We start from the raw sequence: 13255 nt of genomic DNA, 5'->3' as shown, positions 1-13255 counted from the left end.
ATAACCTTTACTCTGAAGTTTGAATTACTATGATAAAATACGGCGAACATAATCGCTTAAGAATTAACCGCGAAGTAGATTTTGGTGTCTATTTGATAGACGATGATGGAACAGAAGTATTGATGCCTGCCAGGTATGTACCCGAAGATGCCCAAATAGGCGATGAAATAGAAGCTTTTGTATATTTTGACTCTGAAGACCGAATTGTAGCTACTACCGATACGCCCAAAGCCAAGGTAGGGGAGTTTGCTTACCTCAAAGCGGTGGCAGTGTCTAAGGTGGGGGCTTTTTTAGACTGGGGTTTACCCAAAGACTTAATGTTGCCTTACAGCGAACAAAAACGTAAAGTGTATACGGGCTCTCATTACTTGGTGCGGATATACGTAGACGACAAAACCAACCGTATAGTGTCTACTACCAAAGTGGGGCGCTATCTCGAAGACAGTGTACTTACTGAGTTGGAGGAAGGGCAAGAAGTAGATATTACTGTATGCGACTCTACCTATATGGGGTACCAGGTCATTGTAAATAAGCAATTTTTGGGTTTGTTATACAAAAACGAGGTTTTTCGTAACCTTGAGCCCGGTGAACAGACTAAAGGCTATGTAAAGAAGATTCGTTGGGATGACTTTAGGGTAGATGTACGTTTGCAACCCGATGGTTATGGGCAAGTAGAGCCAGCGGCAGAAACTATTCTACGCGTATTGAATGAGCGTGGTGGCAAGTTGCCATTGTCGGACAAGAGTGCCCCTGAAGAAGTGTATGAACAACTGCAAATGAGTAAAAAAGTATTTAAAAAAGCCATTGGGGGCTTATACAAAGATCGTAAAATAATTATTGGAGTAGACGAAATAAAACTGGCCATACCCAAACGTCGCCAACGTGAATAATTTTAATCAGGGAAACGATGTATATTACTGTACATGGTTTCCCCATCTTGCACCTTTAGGGCAAATTTATCAAAATTGAGAAATTACTCAGGGCAAGCTTTGAAAACAGGTATTCAAAAATAAAAAAGCAGAAGCCGTTGCCTTTGGTGAAAAAGGTGGGCTTCTGCTAGATAATTTATTCATTGAGTGTGGATCAAAAGCAAAGCAACACTAGAGAATATTATAAAATCGACTACTGATCAGTGCCCTGATTGTTCATTTTGGCTCTTAGTTTGGCCAAGTCATCATCTACATTATTGTCAGCACTTATTTGTTTTATTTCGTCGTCTAATGCTTTGTCTGCACTGCCCAAACTCTCGTAAGCTTCTGCCTCGGCTTCGGCCTTCATAATTTTTTCTTCGTATTTATCAAACTTGCCCAAAGCACTTTCTGCGTCAACGCCATTGCCCAGCTCTTTTGCCATTTTGGTGCGGGCTTGAGCTGCTTTTCCACGAGCAATGAGCATGCTTTCCTTGTTTTTAGCGTCCTGAAGCTTAGTTTTCAGGTCTTGTACCTGTTCGCGTAGCTTTACAGTATCGGTCTGTGAGCGCTCAAACATTGTTTTATATTGATTGGCTTGGGTTTCGGCTTCGCTCTTTTTTGATAAACACTGACGGGCAACGTCTTCGCTACCAGCCTGCAAAGCCTGCATCGCCTTATGTTCCCAGTTTTTAGCAGCACTGGCATTTTTCTTATATTCGTGCTCCATCTTTCGTTCCTGACTCATAGCCGTTGCCAAAGCCGATGTTGCCTGAGCTACCGCCTTTTGCATGTCAGTTACTACTTGTTTGATCATCTTTTCTGGGTTTTTTTCTTCAATTTTGTCCAGACGATCATTCACATTAGACTTTACTATATCCTTTATTCTTTTAAATATTCCCATAATGTTTGTTGCAGTTTGTGGTATTTAAACCAAAATATGTATAATAATACAAACTTTTTTTTGAATGTAAAAGTTGCGCTTTGAGATTAAATGCTAAAAATAATAAAGAAAATGTTGTTACGTAAATCGAAATTTTTTTATCTGCAGTGGTTACTTTGCTATTGTGTAATAGTTGGCATCAACGGAACTTATGCTACTTTACAAGCCCAAACTAATCCTACCACGACTCCAGATAGTGTTTTTACAAGAGCCCGTGAATACAACTTGTTTAGGTTCAGTTATCACCCTGCCAATGCCATCCCCAGCGACTCAGTAGTTATACATCTCAATACATCATTACCTTTGTTGCCTTATGTGGTCAATGCCCGCCTTGACTCAGTTTTTGCGGGTTGGTTTCCAGATGGAGAGCCCACCCAAACTTTGAAAAGAATGGCAGGATACCGGATCATTGTATACCGGGGAGTTTCGCATAAAAAAGCAGTGAGAACCCGCGAACTTATATACAAAAACTATGGTAAATGGAGGTCTTATTTGACGTTCAAAAACCCTAACTATATTGTAAAAGCTGGAGATTTTACTAACAAGCAAAATGCTGAAAAAGCCCGTGAGAAACTTAAAAAACGTTTTGGTGATATCTCTTTGGTACCCGATCGGATTACAATATGGTTTGCCACCTATTCAAACCCCTGGAAATAGTTTCTTATATAACAACCAATGTTGTCTGAAGTCGTTTGTAATGAAAACTTTACAAACTTAAACAAGCTCACTAATATTAAAAAAATGAAAACGAACCTATTCTCTAAACTATCTCTTGTATTGACCCTATTTTTTATGGGATCGATGACTGTAAAAGCGCAAACCCAGTTGACCCATAAAAGTGGCCTTAAAGTAACGGTGCCTGCCACCTGGAAACATGAAGTAGACGACGATGATATATTGACAATGGTAACCCCTGACGAAAATGTGGCCATGACTTTTGTAAATATCCCAGCAAGTGCTTTTGATGCTGCATTGGCTGAGGCCGAAAAGCAAATCAAAAGCGTGGTAAAAAACTTTAAAGAAAAAGGAGAAGGCAAAGAAACCAAAATCAATGGTATGGATGCCTTTATGGGAGAAGGTACCGGACAGGTAGAAGGGCAAGATGTAGAGGTAGGCTTGTTATTTGTAAAAAATGGCAATAATGTGTTGTTTGTGTTTGCCATAGGTGTAAAGGGCAAAACCGATGCGCACGACAACGCCATAGGTCAAGTCCTGAATAGTATTAAAAAGTAAAACAATGCATCTATCAATACTCCGCAGTGATTTTAGCCAAAGTTGACTACTGATTACCTTCGGTGAGCACCGATATACATCGGTATCTAAGGACTCGCCAGAGGCTTGGTTATCAGTAGGTTATGATTTTAAAAACTATTTAATTACACGGCGTAGACCTAAAACTGAAACCCTTTTAAAAATAAAGTAGGTAAACAACTTTAGTATAAACTACTGGTTTACAGGGTTTAATAAGGTAAATATTTACTCGAATCAGCTACGGACTATGGACTAAATACTATGGACTATTGATCTATAGATTAGCCCATATTGTAGAATATGGGTTAGTTTATACTAAAACTTTATCCTTACCTGTGCTTTTATCTCCGATCGTATACTGCCTTGCACCTCTTCTAAACCTGAACCTACCGTGTTTTGATTACGATAACTAAACTGTGCATAGCGTAACCAAATATTTATTTTTCGGCTAAGCCTGTAGCGTACCAAGGCATAGTTTCGAAAGCCTACCCCACTATAGGCAGGAATAGAGAAAGCCCACAGGACATCTTTTTCAAACACATATTGACGATTGTTAAAATCTTCGGTATCAAATAAACTAAAACGGATATCAATAGTAAATTTACCCACTTTAAAGCCTACATCTTGTACTAGGGCGTATCCCTGGGTGATGGGCATATCACCTTCCTGGTAAGAGCTCATCTGTAGTCTGGAGTGTAAAGTAAGTATTCTGGGGATACGGTAGTTTAGATTGATAATATAATTGCGTCGGGTAGTGTTGATTAAAAAATCGATATTGCTGCTATTGTTGGGTTGGTTTTTTTGTTTGACTTCCTCTCTGTATTGCCCAAATAGTTGAACTTGACGAGAAAATTTATAACTGGCTCTGGCTAGAAACTCATGACCACTGGAGGGGGCGTCTGCCTGGAATCTAAGCCAGGGAAAACGAAAGCGATCGTAGTATGCTGCTAACTGAATTTTTTTGAATGGTCTTATCTTGATTCCCCAGTAGATACCTTCTTCATTGATGTTGCGACTGCTTTCGCCCAGTGCCGAACCGTAAAAACTATGAAAGTTTTTGTCAAAATTACGATAAAGCATTGCCAGCTCTATGTGGGGTGCCAAGCTTGATACAAACCCTGCTACAGCACCTTTGCCACCACTTTTAGATTGAGCCCCTTCGCCAAAAAAAGTGAAATTTTGCCAGTTATAGCTCAGGTGTGCCCCAAGGTTGTAATTCTCTTGACCATTAAACTCAAATCTATTGTAAATCCGGTCTTCACGTTTTAACTCTTTACTGTAGCGTGTATGTAACACAATAGCGCCTGCCTGAAAGTTGCGATCTTTACTTCTATACAGCACATTACTGCCTACAATGCGTTCGCCTATATTGCCTTTGGCATTTATTTCGGTGGCTGTCCGGTGAAACCCACTGGTTTGAAAAGATTGAATGAAAGCTTCAGTTTGCGAAAGTGTATCACCACTATTTAGTACATTGGCATCCATTAAGTTATAAGAATAAAACCCGGTTACTTCAATCCTGTTAAATTGGTAGGTAGCAGCTACTCCTCTAAAAAAGCCTGATTCTAGTGTAGAAGTATAAGGTCTTATGCCCAGGTTACTCCGGCGAATGGTTTGTACTGTTTCTGCTCCTTTACCTACATTAAATCCCCCTGCCAATAGTAGACTTTGCCCAAACTGTAGTTGATAATCGCCCAGCGCCAAAGCTTTGAGCCTGCCTTGGTTCTCAACAAATGCGTGGAAAGAGAGAAAATCTGCCCCGTAACGCCGGGTGCGGGTATCCCAAGTTAACTGTTCACCATCATCTTTTTCTACAGTAAACCCCAAACTGAAGTCTTTGCGGTGGCTTACCCTATAGCGGGCATACATTCTGCCAGGTGAGCCTTCATAACGACTGTTGGGTTCACCTTTAGAGTTGGTGTCGGCAGGGGTAAAGCCTTTTTTCTTTTGCAACACACGGTCGTAACGCAAAATCAAGTAATTACTTTCCCGTTCCCGTAAAATGCGTTGCCAAAGTGGGCGGGCATCGATGTATAAACCCGCCGGACGAACAAATACAAAAGGCAACAAACGGTAAATAGTAGTGGCGTCAAAGTGAGGAATGGCTTGTATTTCATAGATGCTTAATAGCTTGCCATTGGTGTTAATGTGCTTGAGCAAACTATTGATTTGTAGTTCAGATAATACAAACAGCGATTCCAAATCTTCGCGATTGGCGGTGTTGAGGTTCAGCGGGCTCCGGTAAAACTGAAAAAGTGTTTCATATACATCTTCGTAGTTGATATCTTCACTTTGTACTGAAAAAAGCTCTTGAATGAAATTATCAATATCTATAGCCGGGCGTGGGTAATCTTGAGCCCTTACAGTACTAAAAAGACTCACAACAAGTAGCACAATAAACAGGGCAAGTACCTTGTTTTGTCGTTTTGATAAAAAATAACTAAACATATATAAAAAAGGTTAAAAGGCTATTTTTTACCTAGTTGATAAGTAAATGACAAATGGTGTGAGATGCCTAGCAGATTGTTGGTAGTGAGGGCATAATTTAAATGAAATCTTTTGGGCTGAAAGCCTACTCCAAAGTAATTGGTCATTGGTTGGGTTTGTATACCAGTACGGACATATATTTGAGGCACTATTTCATACTCTAGCCCAACTTTAAAAGTAGCGGGCAGGTCTATGTTTTTCTCAGTTTCTGCATTAATCATGAGTGCACTCAAAGGCTGGTAAGATATACCTGCCTTCATAATTACCGGAAGCTTTTCTTCTTCGCCCAAAGCGGTATTAAATACCCCTTGGTTAAAATTATAAATATGTGCTCCAAATAGCACTTCTTTACTTAGTCGGGCAATACCTCCAAATTCGAATACCAGTGTGCCTTTGCTCCCTAAATCCTGAATACTTACCTGTACATAGTTAATTTTGCCTCCCAGACTTACATTCTTTATTTGGTGGCTATATCCTAGTCCAATCCGTTGTTCGCTGTATAGATTGTCACCAAACCTAGACACACTTAAGCCTGCTGCCCCCACTTTGACCGGAGCCGTAATGCCCAAAGCAAAAGTTTGAAAATTGGCAATTCCAAAACGGTTATTGTAGGCTATCTGTCCTGTATATTTTTTTATTCCAGCCAGTCCTCCTATATTATTAAATATAGCCCAGTGGTCACGTATTGCTACTGAGGCATTGGCTATACCTTTTGCTCTGCCACCCATTGCTGGGTTTTCGAGCTGAGCCCACACTATTGGAAGCGAAGCAAAACAGCTGAGCCAGAAACTTAAAAAAAACTTACCCATTACTAAAAAAAACCTATTGAGGAGGCAATAAATAGGTTTATTCATAAAAAAACTAATGAGCGTAATTATAATTTTGTTAATAACAAATACGACTGTACAGAAATCAGTAAATTTGAGTAATAAGGCTTCGCACACCTGATTTTTTGGTAATAATTGCTTTTGTCAATCCTCCTAATATTACAAAGCAAATGTTAAAAAGTAGTTACCAATTATCCAGAACAAGAATTTATCGTTAACAGAATAGCCCAGTTTTTACATAAAACATATTTGCAGGTAAATGTCTTTGCTTGCAAATAATTTTTTTAATCAACTCAAAGCCTGAAAAGCTTTACCTTAAAATATCTGAAATTAATGTATAGTTGTTACTTCCTTAAAAGAACACTCGTTTTACTCTTGGCAGTGGTACTAAGTAACGCCACCATTGCCCAGATTATCCCACCTGTACAATTCGCCGGAGATGTTTGTACAGAAGCCAAATCAATCAATGTGGGAGATTGTAATGTCTTATTTGATATCCCTTCCACCTTTACCGACTCAGGAGAGCCTGTGGCAGGTTGTGCCTATTCAAAAGATGCTTGGGCGTCTTTTACTACAGACGATGCCGGAGACTACCTGATTCGCTACACCAATAATAGTGGTAGTCAGGATGCTGCCATTGCCATTTATAGTGGTACTTGTGGCGGGCTGACCCAAGTAGGTACTTGCGTAAACTCAGCTGCCAACCTCGATGAATTTGAGGCTACCGGATTAGCTGCCAGTACGACTTATTACATTCGTATTATGAATGTATTTGGAGGTTCTTCCATAGAAGGTTTTCTCTGTGTGACGAAAAAATACACCAGCGATGATGCCGCTACTGCCCTTGCTGCCAGAAAGTTGTCTGTAAATTCTTGTAATGTTCGCTTTGATGTAAATGGAACCGAAAGTGGCATTGCTGATCCTGGGGGAAGCTGTAGCACGATCAATCCAACCGCCAATGCTGCGTTAAATAAAGACGCCTGGATTACTTTTGACGCCACCGCCGGAGATGTATTGTCAGTAGAGTATCAGGCAGATAATAGCAGCGTGTTTCCTGCTATCGTAATTTATCGGGAAAACGGAGGTCCTGATGTAGATCTTGATCCAGGTACTGGCGGAAACCAACAAGTTTGTTACGATGGTAACAATACCTCCTCACCTTTTGCCAAAATAGATTTTACTGCTCCCACTACCGCTACCTACTATATCCGTGTTATTAATATGAACAATACCGGAAATATGGAAGGTGTCTTGTGTTTTTATAATAGTACCAAAAGAGCCTATGATAATGGCACCAATGCAGCAGCCAACCTCTTGACGATTGGCGACTGTAATATCCAATTTAACTTATTTGCGGGTGGTGGTGCTTTCAATCAAAATGATGGATCAACTACTATTCCTTGTGCTACTCCACCAGGTATTCCTTCTGATGCCTGGGGGGCTTTTACGGCTACCAATGGACAAGTAGTGACCGTGAAATACAACAATGACAACAACGACCCTTCTACAGCCACTACTACAGCACTGGAGGTGTATAGGGGAGGAACAGCCCCTGCAAATCGTCTGGAGTGCTCCAATGTAGTCACCGAAGGAATAGAAACCATTACTTTTACAGCCCCGGCAAATGACACTTATTATGTACGCATAGTCAATGTAAGTAACCCAACCGATGCTTCTACCATTAACGGCACCTTGTGTTTAGTGGATGGGACACTTACCAAAGAAGATTTATGTTTTACTTCGATAGGCATTGGAGTAGGCGACTGTGATGTAGACTTCAATGTAACCAATACTGGTTTTATTGATAACGAAAGTCGTAGCCTTCCCGCTTGTGCTGGCGCACCTGCCAACTATCGGGATGGTTGGATGAATTTTAAGGCTTTGACTGCCCGAACACGCATACAGTATAAATACGATGCGGGACAAGATGCGGTGTTGGCGGTTTATACTGGCGACTGTAGTTCACTTACTTTGTTAAGTTGCTCAAACTTAGTGACGGGTACAGGAACAGGCGGTACCGAAGACCTGGAAATAACCACTGTACCTGGGGACTCTTATTTTATAAGGGTGATTAATGTAACGGCATCGGGCGATATGACAGGAAGGGTTTGTGTAACCAATGTAGTAAACCGAGATGATTGTAATGATGCTGACATCCAAGAAATACCCGTAGGCTCTTGTAATGTTTTGTTTGATTTGCCTGCTTCTTATACTGCGTCAAGCCCCAACGCTGATGGAGGCTGTAGTGGAGGACCATTTGCTGTAGAAAAAGATGCTTGGGCACGTTTTACTGGAAACGGAGGAAATGTAACCATTAGTTATGAAAGTACTGACCCCAACAGCAATGCATTCATTGAAATATCAAGGGGTACTGGTTGTGGTGCAAGAACTTTAGAGGCTTGTTCAGGGCAAAATTGTAATTATAGTGGCGCTCAGACTGAACAGGTAACCATATCCAACACTACCAATGGAGCTACTTATTACATTCGGGTAATAAACACGAGCAGTGCCAACGGAGGAGTAATGACTGGTTACATTTGTGTGTATAACAGCAGCACAGTGCCACCTGTAGCGGTTACTTCTAAAATAGCTACCAATACTTGTGCTTCGGCAAACACCATTGAGGTGGGTGATTGTGGCTTAAGAATGAACATACTGAAAAGTAGCGCGGCTTGTGCCAGCGACTTGACCAACTTCACCAATTCAGGAGAGCCTTTGGGAGCTTGTACTCCCACCATACCTATTGGTGCGGTGACTGCCGATGCCTGGTCTACTTTCTCGGCGATCAACACAGCCACCCATACTATTGAGTATGGCAACGAAAATCAAGATTTATCAGCTGCCAATGATGTGGCAATTGCAGTGTATAGTGGTACTTGTGGTGGTCCTCTTACTTTTGTGGCTTGTGCCAACGACATTGGGGCAGGAGCCGAAGGGGTAGAAAAGCTTACTTTCCCTGCTACGGCTGGGGTACAGTACTATATCAGAATGATGAATATTTCGGCAAACAATACGGGTACTTATGGCAGGTTATGTGTATTTGAAGGCACCAGCCTTGCCTCAGATAACTGTAGTGCTGCACCTACCCTTGCCATTGGCACCAGCGATGAACAGTTCAACATAGAGTCGTCTTATTCTCTGGATGGTTCTAACTCTGCTGTGATTTCAAACTGTATACTTTCAGGAGCCGCCGAAAAAGATGTGTGGGCTAGATTTACCACCGCCGCTGATATTGATTCTACCATTACTGTAGTATATGACAACGACGATGGTGATGCCATTAAATCGTTAGACCCTGATGTAGTAAACGTAGGGGTGGTTATTTATGAACAAACTGGAGCTGATTGTAGTACGCTCAACTTGGTGGCTTGTGCCAACTCAGTAGGCGAAGGAAAAGAAACGATTACTTTCCAAACCAGAAATGATGGGGCAGGTAACATTATTCCCACCACTTATTATATCCGGGTAATTAGCACCAATTCTAGTGATGCAGTGCAAGGGAAAATTAGTATCTTCCCTTATTTGCAGTGTACCTTAGGGGGCGAACGGGTAAGAGATGGACATTTTACTGCTTTTGATAAAACCTATTCGGGAGACAATACTAATACAACTTTACTCAATGCTAAGCAACGAGTGCAGGTTTTTGCCAGTGAATATGGCTACCGTCCTGATGTAAATGGTGTATCCACTCGAAATGAGCTAAACCCAGAAGGGTATTATAGTGTGGCAAATACCGCCAATAATGTGCACTCTGCTTTTTATGCCTATGGCTACCCTTATACTGGTTGGGGACCCAACGGTTCTTATTGTAGTTCGGGAGGTGGAGTAGGTTCTGATGCTTGCCCTTATGTGAGCCCTACTACTATAGAATCAAGCCACGGTAATGATGCCAACTTGTTGATTGTAAATGGTCGTCGTCAAAGGGGGAAATTTTGGTGTCAAACCATTTATACCCTTACTCCGGGTAATTTTTATGTGTTCAGTGCTTGGTTCAATAGTTTGATTCCTACCAACCGTAGTTCTTTAGATGATCCCCAATTACGAATTACAGTATGTGAAGGAACCGCCACGAACCCTCTGTATGATGGTTCTGCGGGGAGCAAAGGAGTAACCTTAACTCCTGCTGACGCTACATTGTATGAAACAGCCCACCCCGGAAGCATAGGAACCATTACTGCCGCCGAAACCGCTGCCAATGTAGTGCACCGTCCTATTCATCCTGGCATAAATGGCAGATCAGGTGGGATTAGTTATCCTGAACTGGCACCAAGTGTTCCTTATGGAGCTGCCCGTGCTTGTGGCACCAACAACATAGACCTTAAAATCTTAAACTCAGATGTGTTTTTGCCCGAAAGCCCCGATCAGTGGGTGCCTATGCGTTGTATTTACAAAGCCCCTGATGCTGGTAACGAAGGTTATGATGTGAACCAGATTAACTTATGTATAGAAAACATTTCGGCTACTGCCAATGGTAATGACTTTGGAATCGATTTTATCTCGTTTCGTGAATGTACCAATTCTACCGATCCACAGGTAAGAAGTGTATTGCAAAGTACTAACTGTGAGTTAACAGGTAACCCTACTGTATTGGGTATTCCTTTGAACATTCGCTTGATAGAGTTAAATGGGATATTGAGAGGTAATAAGGTGTTTTTAGATTGGATTACATTAACCGAGCAAGGAGCTTCACGTTTTGAAGTAGAGAGGGCGGTTGCCGGAGGCGAGTTTAAAACTTTGGCAAATATCAATGCCAAAGGTTACTCTGATACACCTACTCCTTACAATTATGTAGATACTGACTTACCTTTAGGACAACAAGTAGTATTTTATCGATTAAAAGCGTTTACTGTCAATAATACTTTTGGCTATAGCCCAATTGTAAAAGTGAGCATAGATGCCTTGAATGACATGAAGCTCAAGCTGATTCCTAACCCTGCTACTACCAGTTCAGATAATGCTGTACTGCAGTTTGAGTCTCCAAAATTGGGTGAGGCCACTGTATCAATATCAAGCATTATGGGAGTACAAACCAACAAGTTTACAGTGCAAACCAATGCTGGTTTAAATCGTGTAGTACTTCCTGTTAAAAACTTGAAAGCGGGAATCTATATCATCCGGGTCACTCAAGGTTCGTTGATAGCCTCTAAAAAACTAGTGGTAAACCGATAAAAATATTTTGTTTATAATTCATCTAAAAGCCAGGCTTTACAAAGTCTGGCTTTTTGTATATAAAAATAAATGTAAATTTGCCATGACTTCATAACACTACACCTGATTTACAGATAAAAGAAACGGGGATAAAATATGCTCACAGATTATTGGGTAATTGCTTTATTATTGTCACAGTTAAGCTCTTTTGTATTATTAGCAGGCGCTGCTTTACTCAGTAGCCATATCATTAAACGATGGTCTGTAAACGGTTTCGGTGAGGAACAACTCATGCTGGAACGTAGAAGCTACTTGGTAGGCTCTATTGTACAATTTGTACTTATATTTCAGGTAGCAGCCCTGTTGATGTTTCTTAATGTCGCCAACCATCACCTGACAGGCGTAATCAAAGGTGCCATGTGTGCCGATGGAGTTTTAGGAGTGAATAGTTATGGCAAACCTCTACTATACATCAAAATGGGAGCAATGCTATTGTACATTGCTTATTTGTTATTAAATTATTTAGACAACAGCGAGCCTGCTTACCCTCTTACCCCAATAAAGTACTGGTTGATTTATCCTGTATTTTTGCTGCTAGGAGTAGAGCTGGTGTATACTGTGCTATTTTTCTATCATATAAAACCCGATGTAATTGCTACTTGTTGTAGTGTTACTTTTGTTGCTCAAAGTGGCAAAACAGGTTATTTTACTTTATTTGGCAGCGACTTTACATCATCTTGGTTGTGGGTATTTGGGTTGAGTGGTGGAGGGTTGATAGCTATTTTGCTGACCAGTAAGCGCTTGGCTTGGCTAAACCTTATATTGGGCTTTGCCTTTATTACTTCGGGCATCTATAGCCTCAAGCAGTTTTTTGTAAAGTACATTTATGGTTTACCTTCACATAATTGTTTGTATGATATATTTTGGATAAAGCACTATCTGATCGGATATGTCTTTTTTGGTGGATATTACCTGCTTGCCGGGGCATTACTTGGGGCATTTCTGTTGCAAATATTTAAGGCAAGACTACATCAACAGCATGCAAGCTTAGCACGTAAGATGCGTTGGGTGAGTATATTCACTGTCATTATTTTAATTCTACTTCCCCTATATTATTGGTGGAAGTGGGACGGAACACTTTAACAATAACTACCCGATGAACTTATTATATATTCATGGTTTAGACAGTAGTCCACGCCCCGACAAAGTGGCTGTGTTGCAAGACATTGCCGATAATGTGTGGGCTCCCCAGTTAAATTATCGCGAAAACCCAGATACCTTTGCCTATTTACTCGAAGGGGCTAAAAAACGTGAGATAAACTATATTGTAGGTAGTTCGGCAGGAGGCTTTATGGGATATTGGTTGGCGCCTCATTTACAATGTAAAGCTTTATTGTTTAACCCTGCCCTGGCTTTTCAATCAATAATTCAACAAATAGTTACTCTAACTACTGTTACATCTTTTCAACCATTTTATTCTATCATACTGGGTGGGCAAGACGAGGTGATACCACCACAAACTACCCTTGACTTTTTGATGAAGCATAACTCCCCAACACAGTACTATATAGACCATATAAATAGTCTTGGGCACCAAATAGATATGCCAACTTATGAGTATGCATGTTACAAATACATTGTTAAATAACAGGTCAATTGGAAGAGGCAAGATCTACTCCTTTATTATCATT

The 13255-nt window shown here is 40.8% G+C and carries 9 protein-coding genes; 6 read left to right on the top strand and 3 right to left on the bottom strand.

Translation table 11 applies throughout. The features are described 5' to 3' along the window. The first annotated feature begins 29 nt into the window (after window positions 1-29). Window positions 30-890, top strand: coding sequence for a S1-like domain-containing RNA-binding protein (locus Q0954_RS08300; protein WP_002695981.1), 861 nt, complete (start codon window positions 30-32; stop codon window positions 888-890). Window positions 891-1122: 232 nt separating this feature from the next. On the opposite strand, the gene Q0954_RS08295 is transcribed toward Q0954_RS08300, so the two are convergent. Beyond that, window positions 1123-1812, bottom strand: a complete 690-nt coding sequence (locus tag Q0954_RS08295; protein WP_299455768.1) for a PspA/IM30 family protein — start codon at window positions 1810-1812, stop codon at window positions 1123-1125. A 111-nt stretch (window positions 1813-1923) separates the two neighbouring features. Between Q0954_RS08295 and Q0954_RS08290 the strand changes: the two genes are divergently transcribed. Both Q0954_RS08290 and Q0954_RS08285 read left to right on the top strand, forming a co-directional pair. Next, window positions 1924-2508, top strand: a complete 585-nt coding sequence (locus Q0954_RS08290; protein ID WP_299455766.1) for an SPOR domain-containing protein — start codon at window positions 1924-1926, stop codon at window positions 2506-2508. A gap of 84 nt (window positions 2509-2592) precedes the next feature. Then, a complete protein-coding gene (locus Q0954_RS08285; protein WP_299455764.1) occupies window positions 2593-3084 on the top strand; it encodes a hypothetical protein in 492 nt (163 codons plus the stop codon). Between the two features lie 333 nt (window positions 3085-3417). Here Q0954_RS08285 and Q0954_RS08280 read toward each other — a convergent pair whose 3' ends face one another. Together Q0954_RS08280 and Q0954_RS08275 are read right to left on the bottom strand one after the other, a co-directional pair. Then, entirely contained in the window at window positions 3418-5550 is a 2133-nt protein-coding gene (locus Q0954_RS08280; protein ID WP_299455762.1) for a hypothetical protein, read from the bottom strand. Between the two features lie 20 nt (window positions 5551-5570). Next, window positions 5571-6317: a hypothetical protein gene (locus Q0954_RS08275; RefSeq protein WP_299455760.1), complete on the bottom strand. Its 747-nt coding sequence runs from the start codon at window positions 6315-6317 to the stop codon at window positions 5571-5573. A 480-nt stretch (window positions 6318-6797) separates the two neighbouring features. Between Q0954_RS08275 and Q0954_RS08270 the strand changes: the two genes are divergently transcribed. The 3 genes from Q0954_RS08270 to Q0954_RS08260 all read left to right on the top strand — a co-directional run bounded on the left by Q0954_RS08270 (window position 6798) and on the right by Q0954_RS08260 (window position 13212). Further along, window positions 6798-11585: a T9SS type A sorting domain-containing protein gene (locus tag Q0954_RS08270; protein ID WP_299455808.1), complete on the top strand. Its 4788-nt coding sequence runs from the start codon at window positions 6798-6800 to the stop codon at window positions 11583-11585. A 135-nt stretch (window positions 11586-11720) separates the two neighbouring features. Next, a complete protein-coding gene (locus Q0954_RS08265) occupies window positions 11721-12707 on the top strand; it encodes a hypothetical protein (RefSeq protein WP_299455759.1) in 987 nt (328 codons plus the stop codon). 13 nt (window positions 12708-12720) lie between these two features. Then, entirely contained in the window at window positions 12721-13212 is a 492-nt protein-coding gene (locus Q0954_RS08260; RefSeq protein ID WP_299455758.1) for a YqiA/YcfP family alpha/beta fold hydrolase, read from the top strand. Window positions 13213-13255 lie beyond the last annotated feature (43 nt).

Source organism: uncultured Microscilla sp. (assembly GCF_947493425.1).
Classification (GTDB): Bacteria; Bacteroidota; Bacteroidia; order Cytophagales; family Microscillaceae; genus Microscilla.
The sequence above is the reverse complement of the archived record's forward strand: the minus strand, read 5'-3'. Positions and strand labels throughout refer to the sequence as shown.